The organism is Exiguobacterium sp. s48 (genome assembly GCF_018617395.1).
GTDB lineage: Bacteria > Bacillota > Bacilli > Exiguobacteriales > Exiguobacteriaceae > Exiguobacterium.
This window is the reverse complement of the sequence record NZ_JACSKC010000004.1, coordinates 86,910-112,422: the sequence shown is the minus strand read 5'-3', so window position 1 is coordinate 112,422 and position 25,513 is coordinate 86,910. Positions and strand designations below refer to the sequence as shown.

Genomic DNA, 25,513 nt, shown 5'->3' with positions numbered 1-25,513 from the left:
GTTCCCATGCCGAACACGGAAGTTAAGCGTCTCAGCGCCGAAAGTAGTTGGGGGATCTCCCCCTGTGAGGATAGGACGTTGCCAGGCAACAACGCAGAGGACGACCGAGCATACGCTCGGTCGTTTTTTTTGTTTCTTTGAAACTTTGTCCCTTCTTTTTCGTACTAAGTAAGAGAAAGAGGGGATTGTTTATATATCATGAATTTCCTCAGATTGACTCATTCGATAAACAAAATGAGAGGAGAAACATCATGCAAAATCTTCAGGAGACCCAATTAGACTTACAACAGCGTATCGCCGAGCGTGATCGACTTGTGCGTAAGCAAGAGATACTAAACAAACAGTTGAAAGAGCATGAGGCGGTGCGGAAAGCACTACTCAATACATTCACGAAAGAACAACGTGATGTGTATGATCTTGAAAGCTTCTCGCTCGTCAACACGTGGCGAAAATTACGAGGAACGTTTGATGAACAACGGACGATTGAAATGGAAGAGGCTGCTCGCGCTGAGCTGAAATTACGAGAACACGAAGCGATGATTGACGAATTGACGCTCGAACATCGAGATTTAAAAGAACAGCTCGAGGGATATGAGGGAATCGACGCTGAGTGGGAGAACTTCTTACAATCAAAAGAATCCCATCTGGTGAAAGACCCAGCTGTTCGCCGAGACTTACACCATCTCACGAATCAACAAGCCGAAACGAATGAACTTCTCATCGAATATCGGGAAGCCATCGTTGCCGGTAAGGCGGCACGGTCGACGATTGCAAAAACACTCAAACATCTAGATAGTGCGAAAGGGTGGTCGACGTATGATACGTTCTTCGGGGGTGGCTTGATTGCTACAGCCATGAAGCATGAGGCGCTAGATGCTTCCGAGCAGACGATGCATGAATTACAATCTGCGTTGGAGCGCTTCTCCCGTGAATTAGCGGACGTGCAAGGGATTGTTCAGGAGTTGCATGTCGATCGAGGTTCACTCATTCAGTTCGCAGATTACTTTTTGGATGATATTTTTTCAGAATGGACGATGCATGGACGAATCAATGATTCTTTAGATCAAGTGAACGGACTGGATAAGGAAATCAGTCAGGTGATTGCTCGTATGACGAGACAAGTGGAACGGTTAGAACAGAAGCTTGACGAGACTGAAGAAAAAAGAAGACAGCTCATCTTGACACGATGAGCTGTTTGTTCATTACAATAGTTCCAGCCGTTTGACCTAAGTGAGAACTTTACTCGTGACGAAGAATGGCGTGCAGATGAGCCTGTGAGATGAGAAGATGGATAAGTGGACATGAGATGGTTACATTTCCTTTGTACATCAAGTGTACCGAAGGGGGAGAATCATGGAACAACTGATTGAGGATATTGTACAAAGTGTGAAATCGGATCAACGGACACTGATTGCCATCTCCGGACATGGGGCGGCCGGAAAATCGACGTTGGCAGAAAAATTACGGGAACGACTCGGTGATATCAACCTGCTTCACACAGACCCGTATATTACAGATTCACAGTTGCGGAAACAAACGATTCTCACGTATCAACACGATGGAATGACCCATCAGTATAAGATGACGGCGTGTCATCCGGCCGCGCATCATCTGCTGTCACTCGAGCGAGATGTCCGTATGATTCGAGAGGGAATCGGCTTTTACACAATCGATGTATCATATTTAGAACGTACGTGGATTGACCCGAAAAAAATGATTACGATTATTGAAGGAATGAGTGTCGCATTCCTGGATCTTTCGTCTTTTGACCAATCGATATATCTTTATACGGATGGGGAGACGGAGTTCAAGCGACGTTCGCATCGTGATATTCAGGAACGAGGGATGGAGCTGGACTATTTACACGCCTCACATGTAGAGCGACGTATTCAATATGAATTGTTCATGCATCCGTATCGCCACCATTTTCAAACCATCGTCAACACGAGTAAGAATGAAATTCAAATTGAAAAAACCGCTCACGAGGAGCGGTGACTGCGTAGCGTATCTTAAAATATAGAAACGATTTGAAACTCTCGAACTCGTCGGCACATTTTTCAATCGATTTGAATCAAAACTCTTCAACGAATGGATTCAGACGATTCTCTCCGAGTTATCGATTCCAAGATATGTACTTTACACTTCAAATTAGAAGAAATGAGCACGGTAAAATTATTAAAGAAGGGAGTACCTTACTTTGAAAAAACCGTTATTGTGGATTATAGCTGGTGTAATCCTCGTCTTTTTATTGATGGCAACTCAATTATTACTGCCCGTTACCTATCAAGAAATTTTTTCGATTTTACTAGTATCGAGTATTATAGGATCAGTCATAGGGGTGATTGCTTCGATTTTACATCAGTTTATTTTGACTAGAAAAGAAAAAACTAGCTAAAGACAGAGTAAAGCGACTCGAATAAGAAAATGAAAAAGTATCTTATTCAGAGTGTTTTGATTGATCAAGGAATGCTACACATCACCTTAAAAAAACAATCACCGCTCACGAGGAGCGGTGACTGCGTAGCGTATCTTGAATGCCGAGACCGAGCTGTTCCTGTTCGCGCTCGAGTTGTTCCCAGGTGAGGGAACGATGACGTAATTCGACGTCGGTCGCCATCGATTCGAGCGTTCGCTGTTTCTCGATGTTGTCGAGCCAGTAGTAGAGGTCGATCCCGTCTTCATGCAAGCGCCAAAACGATTTGACGACCTCGAACTCATCGGCCCATTCCCCGACCGGCTTGAATCCATACTTTTCAACGAATGGATACGGACGTTCTTCCCCGAGCGGGTCGATCACGTTTCGGACGAACATCGGCTCAAGTCCGGCATGAGCGGTCGCATCGAGTAATCGTTTCAGTTCAGGCATCGGTTCGATTTCGATGTGTTCGATCACGTCAAACCAAACCCGTTTGATGTCCTTGTCCCATAACGTAGCCTCTATACTATATGGGGCACCGGCAGAAGAGGGTGCGTACATCGTCAACTCGAAGGAAAACGGAACGTCTTCTTTTGCACCGGGTTCTAGTACAAGCGATAGTGGGATTGGGACTTCTTGAATATCAGCTTCTCGATTGAACTCGTTTCCTTCCATGGTGATGTCTTTGAACGTCGTCAAGAAGGTCAGGGTGAGTTCCTGTAAGCGAACGACATTCGTTGTCGGGTTGGAGACGTGCAACGTACCCGTCACGGTTTGCTTCGGAATGAGTGCTGCCGGGTCAAACGTGATCTCGGCTTCGATCTCCGAAAAGAACCATTTCTTGAATCGATTTCCCCATTTGGACATGGCGGTCGCGCCCCTTTTCTCTGATAGTCTGTGCTGTTATATCTGTTCCCGATTCCATTTTTGAAAAAACATTAAGAAAATGGTTGCTTTTTATAACTGTCTCGCTTATTATAGAGGATGTCGAAACAATTCAAACCATCGCGGGGTGGAGCAGTCTGGTAGCTCGTCGGGCTCATAACCCGAAGGTCGTCGGTTCAAATCCGGCCCCCGCAACCAATTTTTATTTAATTTCATATGTCGTCGCGGGGTGGAGCAGTCTGGTAGCTCGTCGGGCTCATAACCCGAAGGTCGTTGGTTCAAATCCAGCCCCCGCAACCAATTTTTAAATGAGATAGCGAAACGATAGCGTTTCGTGTTTTTTTTTGCTTAAAATGAAGTGTACAATGAGTACGTATGAGAAGTGAAAAAGGAGAACCATTCATGTATACATTGATTACGCATTCTGCGGCGGAGACGCAGGCAGTGGCAGAACGTTTGGCCACACTCGTCGAAGCAGGGACGGTCATCACGTTAAACGGTGACCTCGGTGCCGGCAAAACGACGTTCACACAAGGATTCGCAAAAGGACTTGGAGTCACGCGGAACGTCAACAGTCCGACCTTCACGATTATGAAACAATACAAAGGGCGATTGCCGCTCTATCATATGGATGTCTATCGTCTCGAGGATACGGGGGATGACATCGGTCTTGAGGAATATATCAACGGTGACGGTGTCGCCATCGTGGAGTGGTCGAACTTGATCGAGTCTTCTCTTCCAGAAGAACGCTTGGCCATCACGATTGAACGGGTCGGCGACGAAGAACGCAAACTGACACTCGCTCCGACGGGTGAGCGTTACGTTCAAATCGCCAAGGAGGTGCTCGCATGAAGCAATTGATGATTGATACCGCGACGACACGTTTGTCGGTCGCGTTAAGTGAGGCTGGAGAGATTCAAGCAGAAGCGACGGTCATGGTCTCAAAAAACCATGCGGTCACACTCATGCCGATGATTGAACAGCTCATGGCAGCGGTCAAGTGGACACCGAACATGCTCGAGCGCATCGTTGTCACGACAGGACCCGGGTCGTATACGGGAATTCGCATCGGAGTGACGACGGCGAAGACACTCGCTTATACGCTTAATCTTCCACTCATCGGCGTGTCCGCTCTTCAACTCATGGCAGCAGCCCCGAATACGGAATTGCCGGTCGTCTCATTGATTGACGCGCGCCGTGGCAATGCCTATATCGGATATTATCAGCACAACAAGGCACTGACGCACGATCAGCACGCCTCGGTCGCGGATTGGTTGCGACTGAATAGTCAAGGTCGCTTCCTTGTCGTCGGAGACGTGGAACCGTTCCGTGACGTGTTAAGTGAATATGACTTTATCGAGGCGCCGGCTGCCCATCGATACGGGCGTGCGAGTGATTTGGTCGTCTTCAGCGATGAGACGAGCGATGTCCATGCGTTTGAACCGGAGTATTTGCGACTCGCCGAGGCGGAAGCGAAATGGTTAGAGGGACAAAATAATGGCTGACGTGAAAATTCGGCGGATGACGTGGCTTGATGTCGAGGAAGTGACGAAAGTCGAAGAAGCGTCATTCGCCATTCCGTGGACAAAAGAGGCGTTCATGAATGAGATGCTTCGAAATGAACAGGCCGCTTATTTTGTCGCGGTCCATGACAAACGGGTCGTCGGGTTTGTCGGCGTTTGGACAATCGTCGATGAAGGACATATCACAAACATTGCCGTCTTACCTGAGTTTCGTGGACAGGGCATCGGCAATCAATTGTTAGCGGAACTTGTCGCGTTCGCCAAGTCGAAAGGACTCGTCGGATTGACGTTAGAAGTCCGCGTGTCGAACGTCGGCGCGCAAAAACTGTATGAACAGTTCGGTTTTATGCAAGCCGGTCGGAGAAGACGCTACTATCAGGATAATAATGAAGACGCCTATATTTATTGGGCGAAGTTAGGAAGTGAGTCAGAATGAACACATCACTGATTCTCTCGATCGAGTCGAGCTGTGACGAGACGTCTGTTGCGCTCGTCAAAGACGGGAAGACGTTATTGTCGAACGTCGTCTCTTCTCAAATCGAGAGTCATAAACGATTTGGTGGCGTCGTCCCTGAAGTGGCGTCTCGTCATCATGTGGAACGGATCACGTACGTGATTGACGATGCATTGAGTGAGGCAGGCGTGACGATGGAAGATGTCGATGCGGTCGCGGTCACACAAGGACCGGGTCTCGTCGGTGCCCTTCTCGTCGGGATCAGTGCGGCCAAAGCATTGGCGTTTGCCCATCAAAAACCACTCATCGGCGTCCACCATATTGCGGGTCATATTTACGCGAACGAACTCGTCGAAGAGATGCAGTTCCCACTCGTCTGTCTCGTTGTCTCTGGTGGACACACAGAGCTCGTCTATATGCCAGAACACGGTGTCTTCGAAGTCATCGGGGAGACACGTGACGACGCAGCGGGTGAGGCGTACGATAAGGTCGCACGCACGCTCAGTCTCCCATATCCGGGAGGTCCTGCGATTGACCGCTTGGCTGCAGTCGGGAAAGACACGTACAACTTTCCACGTGTTCGTCTCGAACCGGGTAGCTTTGACTTCAGTTTCAGTGGCTTGAAGTCATCGGTCATCAACGCCGTACACAATGCGGAACAACGAGGCGAGCCGGTTATCCCTGAAAACTTGGCAGCGAGCTTCCAGGCGAGTGTCGTCGAAGTGCTCGTCGAGAAAGCGATTCGTGCCGTGAAGGAAAAAGGGGCGAAGCAATTGCTTGTCGCAGGTGGTGTCGCGGCGAACCGTGGCCTCCGCGCAGCGCTTCAAGAAGCGGCTTCAGCTGAAGGGATTCAACTCGTCATCCCACCGCTTGACCTATGTGGGGACAACGCGGGCATGATCGGGGTGGCGGCTCATCACGCGTATGTGCGCGGGAAGCGCGATACACTAGCGATGAATGCGGTTCCTGGGTTATCCTTAGAAGAGAGCATGACAGTCTAGGGGGAAATAGAGACATGACGAAACGCATCATCATTGGAGGACTCATCGTACTACTCGTCGTTGCGACATTCTTACAAGTACGTGAGATCATCCGCGCTTACAATATCGCCTATCAAGAAGAAATTGTGCCAGAAGAGACACGAGTGAAGTCATTGACTGGAGAAGACACATTGGAGGGCATCGGTCGCGTGACCGGAGAGAATACCTTAATCGAGTCACTATACGGCTACACAAGCGTCGTCGATCAAGAGCCAGAGCGTGTGATCGTCGTCGATCGTAATCTCGGGGTACAGACAAAAGCGAGCGATGCTTATTATGAAATCGAGCGGGGTCGCGAGGCAACGGAAGAAGAAGCGGCAAAGTTTGATGATTTGATTGAAGAGCTCGACGATCAGCAACTGTTCGCACAAGTCATCTCGACACATGAAGCACGCTATGTGACGAATGGCGAAAAGCCGATGACGTTCTATAAGGTGTTCACACGTGACGTCGATACGAACGAGGCTGTCTTCTTCATCGCTGAGGACGGGACGAAGCTCGACTTCCACACGATTGGATTCCAACCGTTACGATATTTCTAATATAAAGAGAGGCCAGCGTATTCAAAACGCTGACCTCTTTTTTCATGCCTTCAAATTGGCAACAATCTTCCCGACGACGTGTCGGTCTGAGAGTTCGACCAACTTCTTCGGGATGTCCGTGAATGGGATCGTCTCTTGAATCATCGGTTGAATCTCGCCCGCTGCAAGCAGTTCGAGCATGTGCGTGCCGATGCGGACGATGTTCGCCTCGCTCACGCGGTCCTGTTGATGATGAATCGCATTGAGGGCGACCTCATGGTAGGAAATGACACGTGTGAACGGTTTAATGACACTCATGTCAGGGGCTCCGGCGATATGGGCGATGTGTCCGTTATAGGCGATGACTTTGAGGGAAGCGGTCGCCGTCTCACGACCGACGGGATCAATGACGGCATTGACACCGTGACCACTCGTCAGTTCCATCACTCGTTGTTGCCAGTCTTCCGTATTGTAATCGATCGCCTCGTCAGCTCCGAGCTGTTTGACCCAGTCATGATTGCGCGCTGAAGCGGTCGTGATGACACGCTTCCCGAGATACTTCGCTAGTTGAATGGCAAATCCACCGACACCACCGGCACCCGCGTGAATGAGGATCGTGTCGATCGCATTCATCGGAAGTTTCTCAAAGATGGCTTGGTACGCCGTAAATCCAGCTGTCGGTAAGGCGACCGCATCAGCGAACGAGACGGATTCTGGAATCGGGACGACCATGTGCGCCTTGGCACGAGTGAACTCGGCGAAGCCACCCCATTCATTCCAGTTGCTGTGGTAGAGGACGCGGTCACCGACTTGTACATTCGTCACGTCATCCGCGACAGCGGCGATTGTACCCGCGACATCGAGCCCGAGGACGTGAGGGTATGACCATTCGGGTTTGCCGTTGGTCGCCGTTTTATAGTCAACCGGGTTCAGTCCTGCATATTCTCCCTCAATCAATACCTCGCCGGAACGAAGCGTCGGTGTATCAACCTCTTCGATTCGCATCGTCTGCCATGTGTTCGGTTCGTGTAGTAATAAAGCTTTCATCAACTATCCACTCCTTATAAATTTATTTATCGATATATCCTTTAAACGTTATTTGTCTTATGATTTACTGCCTTTTATACTGAAGATAACGAATACAAAAGGAGTTTACACAGATGATTGATTTTGAATGGTATCGCAGTTTTATCCACGTGTATCAACAACGTTCCGTGTCGGCAGCGGCGCGTGTCCGCTTTTTGACCCAACCGGCTGTCAGCCAGCATATCGCCGCACTCGAAGCGGAACTCGAGACGTCCCTCTTCACACGAGCGCCACGTCAGATGATTCCGACGGATGCGGGGAAGGAACTATACACGCAAGTGGTCGGCTTGATCGACCGTCTCGAGGAATTATCGCTTGAGATGAAATACGTCTCAGGGGAGCAACCGCGTCCTGTCCTCAAGTTCGGTGGACCGACCGAGTTCGTCACACATGAGATTATACCAGCTTTGCCGCTTGATGCTGCACAGTACATCGCAGATTTCGGGATGACAGCAGATTTGATCAAACGCTTGGCGGACGGGGAGCTCGACTTTGTCATCGCGACGAAGCGGATGGAGGAGCCAGGAATTCAATATGTCCCGATTGCCGACGAATCGTTTTTGTTAGTGGCACCGAACGATTGGGAAATCCCAACCGACGAGTTAAAAGACTGGATGGACCGTCAGCCGTGGATCAGTTATGGATTGGAGCTTCCCATCATCCGTCGTTACTACCAGACACAGTTCGGGGAACGCCCAGACATCCGTCCGGAAATGATCCTACCGAACGTCGACGCCATCCTTGCGGCAATCGAATCGAAGTGTGGCATTAGCATCTTGCCGAATTATTTGATTCGGCATGCACTCGAGCGAGGAACGGTTCAAGTCGTGGCGCCTGAGCGTTTTGCGACGAACGTCATTTACCTCGCGCACCGGACAGAGTCGAAGCATGACCCTGTCATCAATCAAGTCATCCGAGCGCTCCAAGATGCAAAATGAAGTAGGACCCACGTGGGCCCTACTTTTTTCAATTAAGTAAGCTCTTCTAAAAATTGAACGTCGCGACTAGCGAGAAGCGGCTCTGCTTCTTGGCGATACGTTTGATAGTGGGGTGAGGCGATATGCGCATCGAGTGCCGCCTTGTCGACCCACTTTTCGTAAAAGACGAACGTGTCGGGGTTGTCTTCGACACGATGTAACGTATAGAAGACGCAACCTGCCTCGGCGCGTGATGGGGTGACGACTTGACGTAAGTGTGTCTCAAGTTCTGCCCCAAGACCAGCCTTTGCTTGAATCTGAGCTAAGATGGTGATCATCTTTATTCCTCCTCATCTATAAAACCCGCCTGTTTGGACAGGCGGGTCATTCTCTTCTATCGACTGGCAACGAGAAAGAATCGATTAGTTTAATGTGTTGATGACGGCTTTTGCGACAGCAACGGTTGATTGTGGGTTTTGGCCTGTCACCAAGTTTCCATCGACTTGAACGTTTTCTGTGAAGTTGTCTGCGAGCACGATGTTCGCACCGAGTTCACGAAGACGCGTTTCAAGTAGGAACGGCATGTAGATATCAAGACCTGTCGCACGTTCTTCTTCATCCGTGAACGTCGCAATCGTTTTACCGTTCACGAGTGGTGTGCCGTCAGACAATGTCGCACCGACAAGACCAGCTGGACCGTGGCAGACGGCAGCAACTGTTTTACCTGCTTCAAATAGTGAACGGATCGCAACATTCAACGCTTCGCTTTGTGGAAGGTCGAACATCGTTCCGTGACCACCTGGCATGAAGATGGCATCGAATTGATCGAAGTTGGTGATCGTCTTCAAATCGATTGTGTCTTCAAGAAGGGGAACCGTCGCTTGAATGTCAGCTGGTACTTCTCCTTCTAAACTGCGTGCGTCGATTGGAGATTGACCACCGTTCGGGCTAGCGACCGTGATGTCATATCCTTGTTGTTTGAACTCGAGGTATGCCTCACCGAACTCGGATAACCAAATTCCAGTCGCATGACCTTCCTTCATTTCTTTTGCGTTCGTCACGACCATTAATACATGTTTACTCATCTGTCATTCCTCCTAAGAAATAATCCGGGGTTTCGGTACGTGACTAGAATAACGCGCACTCTAACGAAAAACAAATTAAGAAAAAGTACCTTATCTATAAATATATTTATACATAAATGAAAAAGTCGTCCCCTTCGAAAAGAGGACGGTCTGTTCACGCTTTTGGTTGTCGATAATTCTCTCGATGCCACGTATTGATGCGGCTCACGATAAACACAAGAAGGGCGAGGATCCACATGAAGAGCGTCTCTTCATAGAAGTGGGCCCATACCGATCCAGGCGCATAGAACGTATGAACGGTCACATCGACCGGCCAGACGACGATCCGGATGAAGAGCGTGCTCATGAGTAGTCCGCTGAAGAGACTAAGCAAGATTCCAGGCCACGTCTGGATGATAAAACCGATGACGACAGGTAGGAAGAAAAAGAGAATAGACGGGACGATTGTCGGCTCCCCGCGGATGAGTTCAGACACGAACTCGGTCCCGGTCGGCACGATATAAGCGAGTCCCGTGAGGAACGCTTGAATGAACTCGATTCGCATGGCACGGGTACGCATCATGTATGGAGTTCCTCCCATTCCGCATAAAGCGCGGTGATCGATTCTTTCGCTGCATCCGATTCAGTCGATAATTCTTGTGCGCGGGCGAAGTCGTTGAAGACGTCCGGCTCACAAAGCAACTGTTCAATCTCATCGAGACGATTCTCATGTTGCTCGATTGCCAGTTCAATCTCTTCGATGCGCTGTTTGATGCGGCGCTCTTCCCGTTGCTGTTCTTTATCGGCGCGCTGTTTTTTCACGACGACCTGCTTCGTCTCCTCACGGGCGAGTCGCGCGAGTTCCTCGAGCTCTTCTTTCTTCTCGACATAGTACGAGTAGTCCCCGAGATACTCGTCGATACCGTTCGGCGTGATCTCTAGCACACGCGTCGCGAGACGGTCGATGAAGTAGCGGTCGTGCGAGACGAAGAGAATCGTGCCCGGATAGTCGAGAAGGGCATTCTCTAAGATCATCTTCGAGTCGAGGTCCAAGTGGTTCGTCGGCTCGTCTAGGATGAGCAGGTTTGGTTGCTCAAGCTTCAGCTTGGCCAACGTGAGGCGTGCCCGTTCGCCACCGGATAGTTCGTGTACACGCTTCATGACGTCATCGCCGCTGAAGAGGAACTGTCCGAGAAGACTCCGAACTTCTTGCTCGCGCATGAGCGGCCAGTCGTTCCAAATCTCATCGATGACACGGTTCGCGTCAGACAAGTTCTGTTGCTCCTGATCGTAGTAGCCGATTTCGACGCCGGTCCCGTAACGGATGTCACCGGTAAGGGCGGCTTGTTGTTTCGTCAACACTTTTAGTAATGTCGACTTTCCGACCCCGTTCGGACCGACGAGAGCGACGGATTCCCCGCGCTGTAGCTGGAAGCGGAGATTTTGGGCAATCGGTTCCTCATACCCGATAGCGAGGTCACTCGCGCTCAACACATCGTTCCCGCTCTGTCGTTTGATGGAGAATGAGAGAACGGCACTGCGTTCGTCACCATCCGGAGCATCGAGACGGTCGACTTTCTCCAGACGCTTTCGCACACTTTGTGCCCGTTTCGTCGTCGTCGCCCGGGCGATATTTCGTTGAATGAAGTCCTGCATCTTGGCAATCTCTTCTTGTTGCGATTCAAACTGCTTCTTCTCTTGTTCGTAGAGGGCAGCCTTCTGCTCGAGATACTTTGTATAGTTCCCGACGAAGCGACGGCTGCGGTGACGTGACAGCTCATAGACGACCGAGACGACGCGGTCGAGGAAGTATCGGTCGTGGGAGACGATGAGGACGGCGCCTTTATAGCCGCTCAAGTACTTCTCAAGCCAGGCAAGCGTCTCGATGTCCAAATGGTTCGTCGGCTCGTCCAAGATGAGCAGGTCGGGACTTTGAAGGAGCATCTTCGCTAAGGCGAGACGTGTCCGTTGTCCACCAGAGAGCGTATCGATCCGACGTTCGAAGTCGTCCGGATAGAAGCGCATCCCGTGAAGGACCGAGCGGATGGTCGCTTCATACTGGTAACCGCCGCGCTCTTTGAACGTGTGCTGTTCTTCATCGTAAGAGGAGAGGAGACGTTCGTAAGCCGCAGAGTCATTTAGGATCCGTTCCGATCCCATGTCAGCTTCCATGCGACGGAGCGTCTTCTCTTGCTCGATCAAGTCCGTGAAGACGGTGAGCATCTCGTTCCAGATCGTTTCGTCGGATTCGAGCCCTGAGTCTTGGGCGAGATAGCCGATGGTGACGTCTTTTGGTTTCATGATGTCCCCAGAGTCATAGTTATATTCACCTGCGATGACTTTCAAAAGCGTCGACTTACCGGCCCCGTTACGGCCGACGAGTGCGACGCGTTCGCCTTCCTGGATTTCGAGTTTGACGTTTTCTAAAATCGGCTCGACGCCGAAGGATTTGGATAAGTTATTGACTTGCAGTAGGATCAAGTGAAAAAACCCCTTTCTCTCTATTTAGTATACTGTATTTTTCAGCGATTTTAGGTATATTCGTTGAGTGGTCATGTGAATTCGTTTACAATCAAGGTGTATGAAATTCAGATTCGTTTGTAACGTGTCGTAAAAAGGAGGCTCTTTCCGTTGAGTCAAAACGAACCAAAGATTCCACAAGCGACAGCCAAACGGTTGCCACTATACTATCGATTTATTCAAAGCCTGCACGCGTCAGGGAAACAGCGTGTCTCTTCAGCAGAACTGAGTGAGGCGGTCAAGGTCGATTCGGCTACGATTCGCCGTGATTTCTCGTACTTCGGTGCGCTCGGTAAAAAGGGATATGGCTATAACGTGCAGTATCTGTTAGACTTTTTCCGAAAGACACTGAATCAGGACGAGATTACGAATGTCGCCTTGGTCGGGGTCGGTCACCTTGGGACGGCATTCGTCAACTATAACTTCCTTAAAAACAATAACACACATATCGTCGTCGGGTTCGACGCAGACGAGACAAAAGTCGGCACGACGATGTCAGGCGTCCCAATTCATCACGTCGATGAGATGGAACAAATTATGAAGCAAAACAAGATCGACGTCGCCATTTTGACGGTACCTTCTGCCTATGCGCAGTCCGTCGCAGACGACTTGGTCCGTTTCGGAATCAAGGGCATCTTGAACTTCACACCGGCACGACTCACCGTACCGGACACGGTTCGCGTCCATCACATCGATTTGTCGATTGAGCTGCAGTCACTCATTTACTTTATGCAACACTATCCAACCGCTGAGGGGGTCCATCAATAATGGAATTACTAGCATCATCACTCGTCGTCGGTATGCCTGGTGGCGTCAGTATTTTCGTCATCGCCATCATCGCGCTTATTCTCTTCGGACCGAAGAAATTGCCGGAGTTTGGTCGCGCGGCCGGGCAAACGCTTCGTGAGTTCAAAAATGCAACGAATGGCATGATGAGCGAGCACGACGAGAATGACAAGAAAGCTATCGAAAAGAAAGAGCAGTAAGCCATGAATCATCAACCTGATCAAGAGCGGGAACTCACCGATCACTTGACAGAGCTGCGGAGACGACTGATGCTATCTGCATTTGTCGTCTTTGCCTTCTTTTTGATGGCTTTGCCGAGTGTCAAATATGTACTCGCGTACTTGCAAGAAGATCTCGTCGAACGCGGGCTCGAACTGAACGCCTTTGGGGTCGCGGACCCGCTCATGATTTACTTGAACTTGGCGCTCATTATCGGTCTGATTGCAGCGAGCCCATTCCTACTGTATCAAGTGTGGGCGTTTGTCGCACCCGGTCTGCATCCGAATGAACGGAAAGGCACGCTCGCCTATATCCCGATCATCTTCGGACTGTTCTTGATCGGTCTTGCGTTCGCCTACTACTGGTTGTTCCCGCTCGTCCTCGATATCTCGACGGACCTCGGGCAAGACCTCGGACTCGAACAAATCATCGGGGCGAACAATTACTTCACGTTCTTGTTGCAACTGACGATCCCGTTCGGTCTATTGTTCCAATTGCCGGTCGTGACGATGTTCCTCACTCGAATCGGTGTCGTGACACCGTACTTCTTATCGAAGATTCGTAAGTATGCGTATTTTGCGCTATTCGTGGTCGCGGCATTCATCACACCGCCGGATTTGACATCGCACCTCATGGTATCATTGCCACTCTTCTTCCTATATGAAATCAGTTTATCGATTTCACGCGTCGCCTACAAAGGGGTGCTGCGTCGGGAAAAAGAGGCGATGGTGCAAGAACAGATGGATTTAATGAAACAGATGAATGAGAAATGAGCATCGTTCCGTAATTGGAATGATGCTTTTTTTGTCGTTTCAAGCTGATGTCATACGGTATGAGTGATTGAGATAATTTTCCATTTCATGTGTTACAATAAAATGAGTCGCACAGTGAAGGGGGAGGCACGATGATTTGAGAGTACAACGGAGAAGACTTTATATTGCTAGGCGCTCTGACAACCATCCTACTACTTTTCTTGTTTTTCTCTATCAAATCTCGATTGCGACGTCAATTCCTCGTCTCGTCGTTGCTACTCGTAACTGGCTATATCTTATTTCTTGTCGGAATGACAATCGTACGTGGTTGGGATGCACTCGGTTGGATTGCACTAGGGTTGATCTTGTACGTACTTGGTATGATTCTTCACGTTGGCATTGTCATTTATCAGAAGCTGAAAATAAGACGTGAGGGACAGTCTTGAAAGCGTCTTTCCAATCAAGTTATGGAGGTAAATAAGGATGAATGACATCACCATTTTGCTCGTACTGCTGTTTGGACTCACACTGGGAGTCATCATTTCAACATATCAAATGATTCGAACGAAAAAACAAAGGCCTTTTCCATTAATCTTAAATACAGTATTGGCCGTAAGTGGCTATATACTACTAATTGGCAGTCTGACGTTTGGGTACGGCTGGGGAGCACTGTGGTGGGCGGTCGTCGGACTTTGCATGAACGTCTTCGGTTTGATCGTGCATCTATTTGTAATAAGCTATCATCTATTGAAAAAGCGACGAGTCCGGTCATGAGAATGAGCGGATTTTTGCTGTTCAAACTTTAGACACTTTTACGTGAAATAGTGAGCATAGTCGTTGAACCTTATATTGTGAAATAGTACACTAAGGTCAAGAAGTAAATGTGATATTTATCACAATAAAAACGAAACGTACTGTCTAACATAAAAGGAGAGACGACTCATATGAAAATCGCAGTCATTGGATGTACACACGCAGGGACAGCAGCAGTCAAAGGATTACTCGCCAAGCACGACAATCTCGATATCACCGTTTACGAGCGGAACGACAACGTCAGCTTCCTCTCGTGTGGGATTGCGCTCCACGTCGGTGGGGTCGTCCAACGTGCGGAAGAGTTATTCTACTCGTCTCCACGTGAACTTGAAGAACTCGGTGCAACGATGCGCATGAAACATGACGTCTTGTCGATCGATGCTGAAGCGAAGACGGTCCACGCCAAAAATCTTGAGACCGGGGAAGACGTGCATGACACGTATGATCGCTTGATTGTTACGACGGGTTCATGGCCGATCGTCCCAACGCTCCCAGGAATCGAAATGAATGGAATCGAGCTCTGTAAAAACTATGCGCATGCCCAACGCATCATCGAGCGTGCGACAGATGCGACGAAGATTGCTGTCATTGGGGCGGGCTATATCGGGGTCGAACTCGTCGAGGCGTTCGAAGCATACGGGAAACATGTCACCTTCATCGATAGTGCCGACCGCATCTTGAACAAATATCTCGATAAGTCGTTCACGGATCAATTAGAAACAGACATGACCAGTCGCGGAATCGACCTTGAACTCGGTCAGACGGTCGAGGCGTTCCGTGGTACAGATGGAAATGTAACACATGTCGTGACGGACAAAGGTGAATTCGAAGCGGATCTCGTCATTCTCTGTGTCGGATTCCGTCCGAACACAGGGCTCCTTGAAGGACAGGTCGACATGCTCGGAAACGGTGCCATCATCGTCGACGAATATATGCGTACGAGCAACCCGGACATCTTTGCGGCAGGTGACAGCTGTGCCGTCTACTACAACCCGGCACGCACACATGCCTATATCCCACTTGCGACGAACGCTGTCCGCATGGGAACGCTCGTCGCGGAAAATATGATGCATCCACGCGTCCGCTACCAAGGGACACAAGGAACGTCAGGACTTCGACTCTATGACTGGAATATCGCGTCGTCTGGTTTGACGGAAGAAGCGGCAGCGCTCTTTGGACTCGACGTCGAAAGTGTCGTCATCGAGGATGCGTATCGTCCGGAGTTCATGCCGACCGCAGAGAAAGTCGAATTCAAACTCGTCTATGAAAAAGAAACACACCGAATTGTCGGTGGACAAGTGTTATCAAAAGCGGATTTGACGCAAGCGGTCAACACGCTCTCGCTAGCCATCCAAAACGAGATGACAATCGAAGAACTCGCCTATGTCGACTTCTTCTTCCAACCACACTACAACAAACCATGGTACTTCCTGAACAGTGGAGCGCTTGAAGCGATGAAAGATAAAGTGAATGCCTAATAGAAAAACGCGGAAGCTAACAGCTTTCGCGTTTTCTTATAGATAGCGTGGTTCATCTTTCATGGAATTCGTCAAAATCATATAAAGCAAGAAACTCCCTGGCAGAATCAAAAAGACGAGTCGAACTCCGATTGAAGAAATACCAAAGTATTCAGCAATCCCACCACATACTCCAGACAAGGAGCGGTCGGTCGCCGACTTACGAAGTGTACGTTGCATAACAAAGCTCCTTATGAGTTGATATGTAAATTTTACCATAATAAGTACATAAAACATCCTCACCGATTGATTTGTTAATGTAGATTATTTACAAGTTACTCGGGGAAAAAGGATAGGGTAAGTGCGTGTCATGCTGTCTACCTTAGAGGAGGAATGTTTCATGGCTAAAAAGGAAAAACAACCGTATCATATCGTTACATTCACGTTCCCAGAAGAATCAATCTCGTATCAGGCGTTTAGTAAGCTGAAAAAGTACCATTCGGATGGACTCGTCGGTTTCGAACAATTGGTCGTCATCAAGCGTGAAGAGAACGGGGCGTTCTCGTTTGAGGATGCGGCGCAGCTCGCACCGGTCAACAAGTCGACGAAAGGTGCACTCATCGGGATGGCGGTCGGAATCCTCGGGGGTCCGTTCGGAATCTTATTCGGGACACTCACAGGTGGTCTCATCGGTGGTACGAAAGACGTGAAGCATATGCAAGGGATTCAAGATACGTTTAAACGAACGGTCGGAAACATCGAACCGGGTCAGACGGGCGTCATGGCCATCGGGGAGGAGTTCGATCCATCGATTTTAGATGGGCTCGCAGAAGAATTTGGAGGAACGGTCACACGGACAGACGAGGAGTTGTGAGACATGAAACTCGGAATCTTAGGTGCCGGGAAAGTCGGACGCACGCTCGGGGAGCGATTCGAACAGGCCGGTTATGAGGTGTTGTATGGAACACGTACAGAGCGGGAAGGGACGTTGACCTTACAAGAGGTCGCCTCGACGAGTGATGTTTTATTGCTATGTACGCCGTTCGCGGCAGCGGTCGACCTGTTACCGACACTCGACGGACTAGATGGGAAAGTATTGATTGATGTGACGAATCCAATCGCCATCGAATTTAACGAAGTCGAGCGACCGGACGGGGTATCGGGTGCGGAGTATTTACAGCGACTCATTCCGGATACGAAAGTTGTGAAGGCGTTCAATCAGACCGGGGTCGAGAATTTAGGCGATCCGAATGGGTCCGTCATGTTCGTCGCGGGTGAAGATGAGGAAGCGGTGGGGCTTGTCGTCGAGCTATCAAACAAAATCGGCTTCGATACACATCCACTCCACGGTCTGAAGCTTGCTCGTGAGCTCGAAGGGTTGGCGTGGCTCTGGATTCATAATGCGGTGAAAGAGCGAAAGTCACGGGACTTCGCCTTCTACTTAACAGAACGCTAAAAGACGATTGGGGCAAATGCCTCAATCGTCTTTTTTGATTAGAATCCTGTATAGCGATCAGAACGGGTTTGAAGCAGCTTAATCGTCTCGCGCTCAATCTGCTCAACTTCACGTTGTTGCCAACCCGGCATGAGAAATGCATCAACGAGTGCCCAAATGCCTGTGATGAATGCACCGAGACCGAGCGTCAAGACGACGAGTAGGACCATGGCGATTCCTGAACCGATTTTTTTGAAATAGAAACGATGCGCACCAAATGCACCGAGGAAAAACCAAAGCAAGTAGGCGACGAGCAAGCTACGTTTTCGTTTTTCGACTTCGCTGTTCACGAGTAACATTTCTTCTGTCGTCAAATCCATACGCGAATCATACATAGGACTCCAACTCCTTATCCATAATTGTTATAATGAGTTCGCACTCAAGTATATCGGAAAATGGATTTATTTCCATGATTTCCTGAAAAGAAAAGAGGTTCTTTATGCTTTTTCCGATTTTGACGTTCATCGTCGCCTTCGTTCACGTCGTTGGTGGGGCGATTGCCCTTTATCAATATCCACAATATAAGCGCATGGCCATCAGTGCCATCGTGCTCGGGTTCGTCTACGGTGGGTTGACCGTAGCTGTGATTGGATTATGACGAACAGACCACTGCGTTCGCGACTTCAAATGAAGAGCGGTTATCAATTGGGGACATACTTATTTTTAAGTCTCATCATTTTTGATTTACTCTTAGGCGACGTTCCGAGAATCTCGTTTGCGATGTATGCAGTTTTCTTTTACTTTTGGCAACGGGAGCGTGTAGAAAAAGAAGAGAAGGGGTTAGCCGAGAAGATGAAGCGGAAGTCGGATGAGTGGACGATCACACTTGTCGTCTTGCTTTGTTTGGTAGGCTATGTGGTCTCCCTTGGCCTACAATATCCATCCGTTTCGTTGCTCGAGCTGAGCATTTACGGCTTCTCGACAATCTTCTGCATCCGGGCGTTGACCTTGATCTATGCGATGTACCAACAACAGCTCGACTAAAAACCATCCCTCCGCTGAGAAAGGATGGTTTTTTGTTTAGGACGCCGCTCGTCGTAGGACGAGCTTTTCTTTTACATAAATTCCGCTATAGACGAGGAAGCAACCGAAGCTGACTAACAGTCCGATGTAGACGCTCATCATGAACGGGGTGAGGAGCGACCCGATTAAAATCGTCGAGCGTGATAAGAAGTCGGCACCGGCGAACGACGTTCCGGCAAACGCCGAGTACGCACCACGTCGGTCTTCTGGCATCATGTTCGCCTTCTCCGTATTCAATACGGGCGAGTACAACAATTCGCCGAACGTTGCGATGAGCATGAAACCGAGGAGGAGCATCATCGAGTTCGCACTCGTGATGACGGCGTATCCGATCGTGTACAACGCGAGTCCGCCGAGTAGCGTATGCTTGTTTGAGAAACGGGAGGCGAGACGTTGAATGAAGAACGTCAACGCGACGACGATGAGCGTGTTCTCGATTTGAATGAGACTCATCATCCGCACCCCATTGATTGTCCATGATTCAATCGAGAGCGATTCGAATGAATCGGCGAGCCGGACCGCGACATAACTACCCATCGAGAACTCGGCAGCGAGGATACACATCGAGCCGAAGACGACTTTGACGAACGGACGGTCACGCCAGGCGATTTGATAGCTTTGGAACACGTCGACGAAGACGAGGCGGAGCTTTTGGGACGTCCACGTCCGTTTCGTGTCTTCGAGGAAGATGGCGTACGCGATCGGCAACATGCTCGACGTGAACGTCAAAATCCAAAACAGTAACAGTTGGTTGCTGACATAGAGCCAGCCCCCGAGTGCCGTCCCGATCGTGATTGAGAGGTTGATCAACCAGTAATCGAGCGCATAAACGGCTTTTCGGTTCTCAGGTGTTGTCGCGTCGATGATGATGGCACTCATCGCAGGCCGCCCGAGGTTATTCGTGACCGTGAAAATCGTATAGGCGATCATAAAGACGATCATCTGGTCGAACTGAAGACTGAGCGTCATGACGAGAAACATCGATGCCGTGAGGCTGGCCGTCAACACGAGAAGTCGCTTTCTTGAAAACTTATCGGCGAGGTATCCCCCGATTAACCCGATCACGTATCCGAGACAGACGAGCGAGATCAAGAAGACTCCCGCTATCCATTCGTTGAACGCTTTGACAAAGAGAAGTGCCATGAACGGCATGATGGCGAATGAGACCGAACGGTTAAAAAATGATGTCACGAGTCGAACTTTTATTGGTTTAGGTATATCTTTCCATTTCATCTTGTCACCTTCCATTCTGTACCTGTATGATAAACAAGACAACAGATTTGAAAAATGGACGACATGGGGAAATGATGTCCACTTTTAAGGGGGGGATGTGACGTGGATGCATATTTATTTCGATTGTGGAAAGAGTGTCGGGATGGGGCGTACACGATTTCCGATATGGCGGAAGCCATTCATTTAAGCCCGAAACAGACGAAGCGTCATTTGGCACGGTGGCAAGAAGAAGGGTGGCTCACGTATACGAGTGGACGCGGACGGGGAAATTTGACGCGTCTCGAATGGCTACGACACGTCGAGCGTGATTTGGCAAAACAGTTGCTTGACCGCATGGAGAAAGAGTCGGTCGAGGCAGTGACGAATCAACTGGAGTGGGACTGGTCGCCTGCGCAGGCAGGACGGTTCATGCGCCAGCTCGAGAAGAAGTTCGGTTACGTCCAAACGTCGAGCGATGCACTCATCATCCCGCGACGCCGTCACTTTTTGACGACACATCCGCTCGAGGCGGCTGACATCCACAGTGCCCACCTCGTCCAGAACGTCTTCAATCGTCTGTTCATGATTGACGCGTCCGGGGAGGTCACGGGGGAACTTGCGCATCACTATGAATGGCAGGGGAGTACGCTCGTCTTGTTTCTTCGGAAAGGGGTCCGTTTCCATGACGGGTCGCTCATGACGAGTAAAGATGTGACGAAGAGTCTGCGCATGCTCGTTCAGTCAGATGCGTATCGCTATATGTATCGGCACGTCCGGCATATCGCATCGAACGGCACGTATCGCGTCGACGTCACGCTCGACCGGCGACGGAATTCGTACATCCCGAAACTGTCGATGATCCATACGAGTATCGCCAAAGGAAGTGTCGGGACTGGGCCGTTTCAATTGGATCGCCATGACAAGGAGAAGACGGTCCTTCTCGCCTTCGAGAATTATTTTGGGGTGCGGGCGCTTTTGGACCGGGTCGAGTTCATCAAAGTGCCGGACGGATACGATCCGACGTATCGCATCTCATCAAGAGATTCCAAAGAAACTGGACACATCTCGACACCATCCGGGTTCGGGCTTGTCATCTTGAACAGTCACCCGAATAGTGTGTTCGCCAATGAAGAAGCGCGGCATTATATGCATCGATTGATTGCGGAGATTCGTCCGGAAATTGGGACGTTGAATGAGCGAAGAACACCGAACGACCGAGGTTTTCTCGGAACGATGAGCGAGACGTATCGCATTCCAGAAGGAACACCTGTCACATTCGACCGACCGATTCGCATCAAACAGACAGATTTCACGAATGATACGACCGACTGGATTGCCGAGATGTTGACGCGTCACGGCATTGCATATGAGTTCGTGCCCATCAGCTTCAAAGATTCGATTCATGACAAAACGTATTATGAATACGTCGATTTGGTCGTTCATGGTGAAGTATTCGAGCGGAACATCACGCTCGGGTTTGAACAGTTTATGACGAACGAGTACTCACCCCCGCATAAAGTGTTCCCTTATATAGAGGGGATGACGGAGCGGGTTGGACAATATGATGACCTGCCGTTTGAGGACTGGTTGCCGCTGCACCGGGAGATCGAACGCGAGTTGAAAGAAAATTCGTACTTCATCCCGCTCTATAACGAGGAGCGAACCATCCCGTTCCCGGTCGAGTTGAAGGACGTCTGTGTCGACTTGTTCGGCTACTTTGATTTTGCCAAACTATGGATTCCATCTTAAGGAGGGATATGATGCGTAAGAAGTTACTCATTGGGTTCATGGTCTTTTTTGTAGGACTGTTTTTGTTCGCGCTATGGGATGGTGAGTTCGTCGCCTTGTCAATCACTGGCCTAGGGTTTGCGATTTATGGTTATCGACACGAAGAGATTGAAAAACTTGAGGAAAAGGTGACGAAGAGAATCATGAGACAGGTCGATGCGACACTCATGAGCATTATGATTTACGGTATGCTGGTCATTAGCATTATCATCAATTTCTTCTTGAATGAACCACATATCCTACTGATTGACGCCATTTATGTATTGTTAGGTGTGGTGTTCGGTCTGCGTGGACTGCTCATTCGGAGTGTCTATCAAGAAGAAATACAGAATCGATCGAAAGTGACAGCCATAAGAAAAACCCCGAGCTCGTAAGGCTCGGGGTTTCGTTATGCGGATTTGTCCGTGCCTTCTTTTTTGACTTTTCGGGCGAGTGCCAAGATTTGATACACTTTGAAAAAGTCGTAAGCGGCGACGGCGATGATAAAGTACGTCCAGAAGCTGAAGCCGTACTCTTGTACCGAGAAGTACGCGAGGACGGTGAACAACACACCGAACGATAGACTGAAGAGCATCATCACTTTTAATTGTCGCGGCATAACTGCCACCTCATTTCTACATTAAAAATAGTACGAGCATCACGAGCGCGTTGTTAAACGCGTGGATGGCGATTGGAACGATCAATCGTCTTGTCTTCGCATATGCGTACGAGAATGCAAAACTCATCGCGATATACACGAGGAACCGATTATCTTGGTGGATGAGTGCGAATAGAATCGAACTGACACCAAAGGCAATCCAGAAACCGAAGCGCGCGTTCAAGTTCCCGAACAAAATATGACGGAAGAGAATCTCTTCGATGATCGGTCCGAGTAAGACGACTGGCAAAATCATAAGTGGAATGACTTCCACCATCTCGGCGATGTTTTGTGTGTTCATCGACTCGACCAGTTCACCAGAGATGGCCGTCTCAATCAAGTTCGCCACGATGACGAGCCCGTATTGCATCAAAATCCCGAGCCCGATCCATTTGACCGTGTCGTTCAAGTTCGACTGGATACCTTGGGCTTTGTATTGTTTCAAGTCTGGCCAGATGAGCAAGATCGACAGAACAATCGTTACACCGAATCCGATGGCTAGCCAGAGCCCGACGAACGTTTCCGTCAACCATTCCGGCCGTACTTCACTAATGACGAGCGGGAACAGTTGGACGAACGCATATAGTAAAATCGGGGTGAGGTGCCGGAGACGAATGTTAGGCGCCATCGAAAAACGGGTATTTATCGATTGGTTTGAGTTTAGTGTAGCCAATTCAACACGTCCTTAATCATAAGAGTGAACCTACCTTTTTTTCATTGTAACAAATAAGTTCTCTTGACCGCGAGTAAGAGCATTTTTTAATGTATCCCCCTTGATTTTTTTATCGACACATACTACACTAATCAGTGTTAGCACTCCTTTTAACTGAGTGCTAAAACCTTACGATACACATTACATCATTCATATTCGGAGGAGGGTTTTTCCATGTTAAAACCACTAGGCGATCGTGTCATCATCGAAGTCGTGGAGAAAGAAGAAAAGACGATCGGGGGCATCGTGCTTCCTGATACGGCGAAAGAAAAGCCGCAACAAGGGAAAGTCGTCGCAGTCGGAACAGGCCGCGTGACGGACGAAGGCAAGCGCATCGATCTCGACGTGAAAGAAAATGATTTGGTCATCTACTCGAAGTACGCAGGTACCGAAGTGAAGCATGATGGAAAAGAGTACTTAATCGTTCGCGAGAGCGATATTCTCGCAATCGTAGGCTAAGCACCATTATTCAAAAACTTTTTTAGGGGGAAATGAACGATGGCAAAAGATATTAAATTCTCAGAAGATGCACGTCATGCGATGCTTCGCGGCGTCGACGCACTCGCTGACGCAGTCAAAGTAACGATTGGACCAAAAGGACGTAACGTTGTCCTCGAGAAGAAATTCGGTTCACCACTCATCACAAACGATGGCGTGACAATCGCGAAAGAAATCGAACTCGAAGACCGCTTCGAAAACATGGGCGCGAAACTTGTTGCGGAAGTCGCGTCGAAGACGAACGAAGTCGCAGGGGACGGTACGACAACAGCGACAGTCCTCGCACAAGCGATGATTCGTGAAGGGCTCAAGAACGTCACAGCGGGCGCGAACCCGATGATTCTTCGTAAAGGAATCGACAAAGCAGTCACACGCGCACTTGAAGAGTTGAAAGCTATCTCGAAACCAATCGAGTCTAAAGAAGCGATCGCACAAGTCGCAGCGATCTCGGCAGCGGACGAAGAAGTCGGCGAATTGATCGCAGAAGCGATGGAGCGCGTCGGGAACGACGGTGTCATCACAATCGAAGAATCACGCGGCTTCACGACTGAACTCGACGTCGTCGAAGGGATGCAGTTCGACCGTGGATACTTGTCACCATACATGATCTCAGACTCTGACAAGATGGAAGCGTCACTCGACAACCCGTACATCTTGATCACAGACAAGAAAATCTCAAACATTCAAGAAATCATCCCAGTGCTCGAGCAAGTCGTGCAACAAGGGAAGCCAATCTTGATCGTCGCAGAAGACATCGAAGGCGATGCACTCGCGACACTCGTCTTGAACAAACTCCGTGGTACGTTCAACGCGGTAGCCGTCAAAGCACCAGGATTCGGTGACCGTCGTAAAGCGATGCTCGAAGACCTCGCGACACTCACAGGTGGTCAAGTCATCACAGAAGACCTCGGTCTCGATCTCAAATCAGCATCACTCGACATGCTCGGTCGCGCATCGAAAGTCGTCGTCACAAAAGACACAACGACTGTCGTCGAAGGTGCAGGAAACGAAGAAACAATCAAAGCACGCGTTCAAACGATCCGCAACCAAATCGAAGAGACAACGTCTGACTTCGACCGTGAAAAACTCCAAGAGCGTCTCGCGAAACTCGCAGGTGGTGTAGCCGTCGTCAAAGTCGGTGCAGCTACGGAGACAGAGCTCAAAGAGCGTAAACTCCGCATCGAAGACGCACTCAACGCGACACGTGCGGCAGTCGAAGAAGGAATCGTGGCGGGTGGAGGTACATCACTCATCAACGTCATCCCAGCCGTTCGTGCGTTGCTTGCAGAAGTGACAGCGGATGAAGCGACTGGTGTCAAACTCGTCCTTCGTGCCCTCGAAGCACCGGTCCGTCAAATCGCGGAAAACGCGGGTGAAGAAGGTTCGGTTATCGTCGAGAAACTTAAGAACGAGTCAGTCGGTGTCGGCTATAACGCGGCAACTGGCGAATATGTCGACATGATCGCACATGGTATCGTCGACCCGGCGAAAGTGACGCGTTCAGCACTTCAAAACGCGGCATCTGTCTCAGCGATGTTCCTCACAACAGAGGCCGTCATCGCAGACAAGCCAGAAAAAGACGCTCCTGCAATGCCTGACATGGGCGGCATGGGTGGAATGGGCGGAATGATGTAAGTCACTTGCTAACCACAGTTATTGATTTTTGGTTTGAAGATAGATAAAGTATAATTATTT

General features: G+C 49.5%; 32 protein-coding genes, 2 tRNA genes and 1 rRNA gene. 24 read left to right on the top strand and 11 right to left on the bottom strand.

The window, feature by feature from the left end; translation table 11 throughout:
* The 3 genes from rrf to KNO66_RS13765 form a co-directional block, all read left to right on the top strand.
* A 5S ribosomal RNA gene (rrf, locus tag KNO66_RS13775) occupies window positions 1–87 on the top strand; the annotation flags it as partial.
* A gap of 164 nt (window positions 88–251) precedes the next feature.
* A complete protein-coding gene (locus KNO66_RS13770) occupies window positions 252–1,190 on the top strand; it encodes a coiled-coil domain-containing protein (RefSeq protein ID WP_214743008.1) in 939 nt (312 codons plus the stop codon).
* Window positions 1,191–1,353: 163 nt separating this feature from the next.
* Window positions 1,354–1,995 carry a uridine kinase family protein gene (locus KNO66_RS13765; protein ID WP_214743007.1) on the top strand — a complete coding sequence of 214 codons (642 nt, stop codon included), beginning with the start codon at window positions 1,354–1,356 and terminating at the stop codon, window positions 1,993–1,995.
* A gap of 505 nt (window positions 1,996–2,500) precedes the next feature.
* On the opposite strand, the gene KNO66_RS13760 is transcribed toward KNO66_RS13765, so the two are convergent.
* Entirely contained in the window at window positions 2,501–3,283 is a 783-nt protein-coding gene (locus tag KNO66_RS13760) for a sporulation protein (RefSeq protein ID WP_214743006.1), read from the bottom strand.
* Window positions 3,284–3,422: 139 nt separating this feature from the next.
* On the opposite strand from KNO66_RS13760, the gene KNO66_RS13755 reads away from it, so the two are divergent.
* The 7 genes from KNO66_RS13755 (at window position 3,423) to KNO66_RS13725 (ending at window position 6,860) form a co-directional block, all read left to right on the top strand.
* A tRNA-Met gene (locus KNO66_RS13755) sits at window positions 3,423–3,499 on the top strand.
* 25 nt (window positions 3,500–3,524) lie between these two features.
* Window positions 3,525–3,601, top strand: a tRNA-Met gene (locus KNO66_RS13750).
* A 102-nt stretch (window positions 3,602–3,703) separates the two neighbouring features.
* Entirely contained in the window at window positions 3,704–4,153 is a 450-nt protein-coding gene (tsaE, locus tag KNO66_RS13745) for a tRNA (adenosine(37)-N6)-threonylcarbamoyltransferase complex ATPase subunit type 1 TsaE (protein WP_015880566.1), read from the top strand.
* Window positions 4,150–4,806, top strand: a complete 657-nt coding sequence (tsaB, locus tag KNO66_RS13740; protein ID WP_214743005.1) for a tRNA (adenosine(37)-N6)-threonylcarbamoyltransferase complex dimerization subunit type 1 TsaB — start codon at window positions 4,150–4,152, stop codon at window positions 4,804–4,806. Before tsaE ends, tsaB begins: the two co-directional genes overlap by 4 nt.
* The gene (gene rimI, locus KNO66_RS13735) at window positions 4,799–5,260 is read left to right on the top strand and encodes a ribosomal protein S18-alanine N-acetyltransferase (RefSeq protein ID WP_214743004.1); all 462 of its coding nucleotides are present in this window, start codon (window positions 4,799–4,801) and stop codon (window positions 5,258–5,260) included. Before tsaB ends, rimI begins: the two co-directional genes overlap by 8 nt.
* Complete coding sequence (gene tsaD / locus KNO66_RS13730; RefSeq protein ID WP_214743003.1) at window positions 5,257–6,279, top strand: tRNA (adenosine(37)-N6)-threonylcarbamoyltransferase complex transferase subunit TsaD; 1,023 nt, start codon at window positions 5,257–5,259, stop codon at window positions 6,277–6,279. Before rimI ends, tsaD begins: the two co-directional genes overlap by 4 nt.
* 14 nt (window positions 6,280–6,293) lie before the next feature.
* Window positions 6,294–6,860, top strand: coding sequence for a hypothetical protein (locus KNO66_RS13725; protein WP_214743002.1), 567 nt, complete (start codon window positions 6,294–6,296; stop codon window positions 6,858–6,860).
* 42 nt (window positions 6,861–6,902) lie between these two features.
* Here KNO66_RS13725 and KNO66_RS13720 read toward each other — a convergent pair whose 3' ends face one another.
* Window positions 6,903–7,886 carry a zinc-binding dehydrogenase gene (locus KNO66_RS13720; RefSeq protein ID WP_214743001.1) on the bottom strand — a complete coding sequence of 328 codons (984 nt, stop codon included), beginning with the start codon at window positions 7,884–7,886 and terminating at the stop codon, window positions 6,903–6,905.
* A gap of 113 nt (window positions 7,887–7,999) precedes the next feature.
* Here KNO66_RS13720 and KNO66_RS13715 point away from each other — a divergent pair, with 113 nt between their 5' ends.
* Entirely contained in the window at window positions 8,000–8,863 is an 864-nt protein-coding gene (locus KNO66_RS13715; RefSeq protein WP_214743000.1) for a LysR family transcriptional regulator, read from the top strand.
* Between the two features lie 32 nt (window positions 8,864–8,895).
* On the opposite strand, the gene KNO66_RS13710 is transcribed toward KNO66_RS13715, so the two are convergent.
* The 4 genes from KNO66_RS13710 to KNO66_RS13695 all read right to left on the bottom strand — a co-directional run bounded on the left by KNO66_RS13710 (window position 8,896) and on the right by KNO66_RS13695 (window position 12,387).
* The gene (locus tag KNO66_RS13710; protein WP_251127480.1) at window positions 8,896–9,180 is read right to left on the bottom strand and encodes a putative quinol monooxygenase; all 285 of its coding nucleotides are present in this window, start codon (window positions 9,178–9,180) and stop codon (window positions 8,896–8,898) included.
* A gap of 84 nt (window positions 9,181–9,264) precedes the next feature.
* On the bottom strand, window positions 9,265–9,927 hold the full coding sequence (locus tag KNO66_RS13705; RefSeq protein ID WP_214742999.1) for a type 1 glutamine amidotransferase domain-containing protein: 663 nt from the start codon (window positions 9,925–9,927) through the stop codon (window positions 9,265–9,267).
* Between the two features lie 154 nt (window positions 9,928–10,081).
* Window positions 10,082–10,489 carry a hypothetical protein gene (locus KNO66_RS13700; RefSeq protein ID WP_214742998.1) on the bottom strand — a complete coding sequence of 136 codons (408 nt, stop codon included), beginning with the start codon at window positions 10,487–10,489 and terminating at the stop codon, window positions 10,082–10,084.
* Window positions 10,486–12,387, bottom strand: coding sequence for an ABC-F family ATP-binding cassette domain-containing protein (locus KNO66_RS13695; RefSeq protein ID WP_214742997.1), 1,902 nt, complete (start codon window positions 12,385–12,387; stop codon window positions 10,486–10,488). Before KNO66_RS13695 ends, KNO66_RS13700 begins: the two co-directional genes overlap by 4 nt.
* A gap of 150 nt (window positions 12,388–12,537) precedes the next feature.
* Here KNO66_RS13695 and KNO66_RS13690 point away from each other — a divergent pair, with 150 nt between their 5' ends.
* The 5 genes from KNO66_RS13690 (at window position 12,538) to KNO66_RS13670 (ending at window position 16,474) form a co-directional block, all read left to right on the top strand.
* On the top strand, window positions 12,538–13,194 hold the full coding sequence (locus KNO66_RS13690; RefSeq protein ID WP_015880579.1) for a redox-sensing transcriptional repressor Rex: 657 nt from the start codon (window positions 12,538–12,540) through the stop codon (window positions 13,192–13,194).
* Window positions 13,194–13,412, top strand: a complete 219-nt coding sequence (locus KNO66_RS13685; protein WP_285800763.1) for a twin-arginine translocase TatA/TatE family subunit — start codon at window positions 13,194–13,196, stop codon at window positions 13,410–13,412. Before KNO66_RS13690 ends, KNO66_RS13685 begins: the two co-directional genes overlap by 1 nt.
* Window positions 13,413–13,415: 3 nt before the next feature.
* The gene (gene tatC, locus KNO66_RS13680; protein ID WP_214742996.1) at window positions 13,416–14,204 is read left to right on the top strand and encodes a twin-arginine translocase subunit TatC; all 789 of its coding nucleotides are present in this window, start codon (window positions 13,416–13,418) and stop codon (window positions 14,202–14,204) included.
* Between the two features lie 224 nt (window positions 14,205–14,428).
* On the top strand, window positions 14,429–14,629 hold the full coding sequence (locus KNO66_RS13675; RefSeq protein WP_214742995.1) for a hypothetical protein: 201 nt from the start codon (window positions 14,429–14,431) through the stop codon (window positions 14,627–14,629).
* Window positions 14,630–15,127: 498 nt separating this feature from the next.
* Window positions 15,128–16,474: an FAD-dependent oxidoreductase gene (locus KNO66_RS13670; protein ID WP_214742994.1), complete on the top strand. Its 1,347-nt coding sequence runs from the start codon at window positions 15,128–15,130 to the stop codon at window positions 16,472–16,474.
* 36 nt (window positions 16,475–16,510) lie between these two features.
* Here KNO66_RS13670 and KNO66_RS13665 read toward each other — a convergent pair whose 3' ends face one another.
* Window positions 16,511–16,693, bottom strand: coding sequence for a PspC domain-containing protein (locus KNO66_RS13665; protein ID WP_214742993.1), 183 nt, complete (start codon window positions 16,691–16,693; stop codon window positions 16,511–16,513).
* Between the two features lie 160 nt (window positions 16,694–16,853).
* On the opposite strand from KNO66_RS13665, the gene KNO66_RS13660 reads away from it, so the two are divergent.
* Together KNO66_RS13660 and KNO66_RS13655 are read left to right on the top strand one after the other, a co-directional pair.
* Complete coding sequence (locus KNO66_RS13660; RefSeq protein ID WP_214742992.1) at window positions 16,854–17,327, top strand: hypothetical protein; 474 nt, start codon at window positions 16,854–16,856, stop codon at window positions 17,325–17,327.
* A 3-nt stretch (window positions 17,328–17,330) separates the two neighbouring features.
* Complete coding sequence (locus KNO66_RS13655; protein ID WP_214742991.1) at window positions 17,331–17,909, top strand: NADPH-dependent F420 reductase; 579 nt, start codon at window positions 17,331–17,333, stop codon at window positions 17,907–17,909.
* A 38-nt stretch (window positions 17,910–17,947) separates the two neighbouring features.
* Here the strand turns inward: KNO66_RS13655 and KNO66_RS13650 are convergent, their stop codons facing one another.
* The gene (locus KNO66_RS13650) at window positions 17,948–18,283 is read right to left on the bottom strand and encodes a TM2 domain-containing protein (RefSeq protein ID WP_015880594.1); all 336 of its coding nucleotides are present in this window, start codon (window positions 18,281–18,283) and stop codon (window positions 17,948–17,950) included.
* Window positions 18,284–18,387: 104 nt separating this feature from the next.
* Here KNO66_RS13650 and KNO66_RS13645 point away from each other — a divergent pair, with 104 nt between their 5' ends.
* Both KNO66_RS13645 and KNO66_RS13640 read left to right on the top strand, forming a co-directional pair.
* Window positions 18,388–18,546, top strand: a complete 159-nt coding sequence (locus KNO66_RS13645) for a hypothetical protein (protein ID WP_015880595.1) — start codon at window positions 18,388–18,390, stop codon at window positions 18,544–18,546.
* Window positions 18,543–18,932, top strand: coding sequence for a hypothetical protein (locus KNO66_RS13640; protein ID WP_214742990.1), 390 nt, complete (start codon window positions 18,543–18,545; stop codon window positions 18,930–18,932). The genes KNO66_RS13645 and KNO66_RS13640 overlap by 4 nt, the downstream gene beginning before the upstream one ends.
* A gap of 36 nt (window positions 18,933–18,968) precedes the next feature.
* On the opposite strand, the gene KNO66_RS13635 is transcribed toward KNO66_RS13640, so the two are convergent.
* Complete coding sequence (locus KNO66_RS13635) at window positions 18,969–20,204, bottom strand: MDR family MFS transporter (RefSeq protein WP_214742989.1); 1,236 nt, start codon at window positions 20,202–20,204, stop codon at window positions 18,969–18,971.
* A gap of 102 nt (window positions 20,205–20,306) precedes the next feature.
* On the opposite strand from KNO66_RS13635, the gene KNO66_RS13630 reads away from it, so the two are divergent.
* Both KNO66_RS13630 and KNO66_RS13625 read left to right on the top strand, forming a co-directional pair.
* Window positions 20,307–21,932 (top strand): ABC transporter substrate-binding protein, encoded by a 1,626-nt coding sequence (locus KNO66_RS13630; RefSeq protein ID WP_214742988.1) that lies wholly within the window; start codon window positions 20,307–20,309, stop codon window positions 21,930–21,932.
* Window positions 21,933–21,943: 11 nt separating this feature from the next.
* Window positions 21,944–22,345, top strand: coding sequence for a hypothetical protein (locus KNO66_RS13625; protein ID WP_214742987.1), 402 nt, complete (start codon window positions 21,944–21,946; stop codon window positions 22,343–22,345).
* Window positions 22,346–22,359: 14 nt separating this feature from the next.
* Here KNO66_RS13625 and KNO66_RS13620 read toward each other — a convergent pair whose 3' ends face one another.
* Together KNO66_RS13620 and KNO66_RS13615 are read right to left on the bottom strand one after the other, a co-directional pair.
* A complete protein-coding gene (locus KNO66_RS13620) occupies window positions 22,360–22,569 on the bottom strand; it encodes a YdiK family protein (protein ID WP_015880600.1) in 210 nt (69 codons plus the stop codon).
* A 16-nt stretch (window positions 22,570–22,585) separates the two neighbouring features.
* A complete protein-coding gene (locus KNO66_RS13615; protein WP_031424528.1) occupies window positions 22,586–23,236 on the bottom strand; it encodes a CPBP family intramembrane glutamic endopeptidase in 651 nt (216 codons plus the stop codon).
* A 258-nt stretch (window positions 23,237–23,494) separates the two neighbouring features.
* Between KNO66_RS13615 and groES the strand changes: the two genes are divergently transcribed.
* Window positions 23,495–23,779 carry a co-chaperone GroES gene (groES, locus tag KNO66_RS13610; protein ID WP_015880602.1) on the top strand — a complete coding sequence of 95 codons (285 nt, stop codon included), beginning with the start codon at window positions 23,495–23,497 and terminating at the stop codon, window positions 23,777–23,779.
* A gap of 39 nt (window positions 23,780–23,818) precedes the next feature.
* Entirely contained in the window at window positions 23,819–25,453 is a 1,635-nt protein-coding gene (gene groL / locus KNO66_RS13605; protein ID WP_196431798.1) for a chaperonin GroEL, read from the top strand.
* Window positions 25,454–25,513 lie beyond the last annotated feature (60 nt).

Excerpts from the sequence above, each read along its gene's own strand:
- KNO66_RS13770 (WP_214743008.1), top strand. The coding sequence starts at position 252 with ATGCAAAATCTTCAGGAGACCCAATTAGACTTACAACAGCGTATCGCC.
- KNO66_RS13765 (WP_214743007.1), top strand. The coding sequence starts at position 1,354 with ATGGAACAACTGATTGAGGATATTGTACAAAGTGTGAAATCGGATCAA.
- KNO66_RS13760 (WP_214743006.1), bottom strand. The coding sequence starts at position 3,283 with ATGTCCAAATGGGGAAATCGATTCAAGAAATGGTTCTTTTCGGAGATC.
- tsaE (WP_015880566.1), top strand. The coding sequence starts at position 3,704 with ATGTATACATTGATTACGCATTCTGCGGCGGAGACGCAGGCAGTGGCA.
- tsaB (WP_214743005.1), top strand. The coding sequence starts at position 4,150 with ATGAAGCAATTGATGATTGATACCGCGACGACACGTTTGTCGGTCGCG.
- rimI (WP_214743004.1), top strand. The coding sequence starts at position 4,799 with ATGGCTGACGTGAAAATTCGGCGGATGACGTGGCTTGATGTCGAGGAA.
- tsaD (WP_214743003.1), top strand. The coding sequence starts at position 5,257 with ATGAACACATCACTGATTCTCTCGATCGAGTCGAGCTGTGACGAGACG.
- KNO66_RS13725 (WP_214743002.1), top strand. The coding sequence starts at position 6,294 with ATGACGAAACGCATCATCATTGGAGGACTCATCGTACTACTCGTCGTT.
- KNO66_RS13720 (WP_214743001.1), bottom strand. The coding sequence starts at position 7,886 with ATGAAAGCTTTATTACTACACGAACCGAACACATGGCAGACGATGCGA.
- KNO66_RS13715 (WP_214743000.1), top strand. The coding sequence starts at position 8,000 with ATGATTGATTTTGAATGGTATCGCAGTTTTATCCACGTGTATCAACAA.
- KNO66_RS13710 (WP_251127480.1), bottom strand. The coding sequence starts at position 9,180 with ATGATCACCATCTTAGCTCAGATTCAAGCAAAGGCTGGTCTTGGGGCA.
- KNO66_RS13705 (WP_214742999.1), bottom strand. The coding sequence starts at position 9,927 with ATGAGTAAACATGTATTAATGGTCGTGACGAACGCAAAAGAAATGAAG.
- KNO66_RS13700 (WP_214742998.1), bottom strand. The coding sequence starts at position 10,489 with ATGATGCGTACCCGTGCCATGCGAATCGAGTTCATTCAAGCGTTCCTC.
- KNO66_RS13685 (WP_285800763.1), top strand. The coding sequence starts at position 13,194 with ATGGAATTACTAGCATCATCACTCGTCGTCGGTATGCCTGGTGGCGTC.
- tatC (WP_214742996.1), top strand. The coding sequence starts at position 13,416 with ATGAATCATCAACCTGATCAAGAGCGGGAACTCACCGATCACTTGACA.
- KNO66_RS13670 (WP_214742994.1), top strand. The coding sequence starts at position 15,128 with ATGAAAATCGCAGTCATTGGATGTACACACGCAGGGACAGCAGCAGTC.
- KNO66_RS13665 (WP_214742993.1), bottom strand. The coding sequence starts at position 16,693 with ATGCAACGTACACTTCGTAAGTCGGCGACCGACCGCTCCTTGTCTGGA.
- KNO66_RS13660 (WP_214742992.1), top strand. The coding sequence starts at position 16,854 with ATGGCTAAAAAGGAAAAACAACCGTATCATATCGTTACATTCACGTTC.
- KNO66_RS13655 (WP_214742991.1), top strand. The coding sequence starts at position 17,331 with ATGAAACTCGGAATCTTAGGTGCCGGGAAAGTCGGACGCACGCTCGGG.
- KNO66_RS13650 (WP_015880594.1), bottom strand. The coding sequence starts at position 18,283 with ATGTATGATTCGCGTATGGATTTGACGACAGAAGAAATGTTACTCGTG.
- KNO66_RS13645 (WP_015880595.1), top strand. The coding sequence starts at position 18,388 with ATGCTTTTTCCGATTTTGACGTTCATCGTCGCCTTCGTTCACGTCGTT.
- KNO66_RS13640 (WP_214742990.1), top strand. The coding sequence starts at position 18,543 with ATGACGAACAGACCACTGCGTTCGCGACTTCAAATGAAGAGCGGTTAT.
- KNO66_RS13635 (WP_214742989.1), bottom strand. The coding sequence starts at position 20,204 with ATGAAATGGAAAGATATACCTAAACCAATAAAAGTTCGACTCGTGACA.
- KNO66_RS13625 (WP_214742987.1), top strand. The coding sequence starts at position 21,944 with ATGCGTAAGAAGTTACTCATTGGGTTCATGGTCTTTTTTGTAGGACTG.
- KNO66_RS13620 (WP_015880600.1), bottom strand. The coding sequence starts at position 22,569 with ATGCCGCGACAATTAAAAGTGATGATGCTCTTCAGTCTATCGTTCGGT.
- KNO66_RS13615 (WP_031424528.1), bottom strand. The coding sequence starts at position 23,236 with ATGGCGCCTAACATTCGTCTCCGGCACCTCACCCCGATTTTACTATAT.
- groES (WP_015880602.1), top strand. The coding sequence starts at position 23,495 with ATGTTAAAACCACTAGGCGATCGTGTCATCATCGAAGTCGTGGAGAAA.
- groL (WP_196431798.1), top strand. The coding sequence starts at position 23,819 with ATGGCAAAAGATATTAAATTCTCAGAAGATGCACGTCATGCGATGCTT.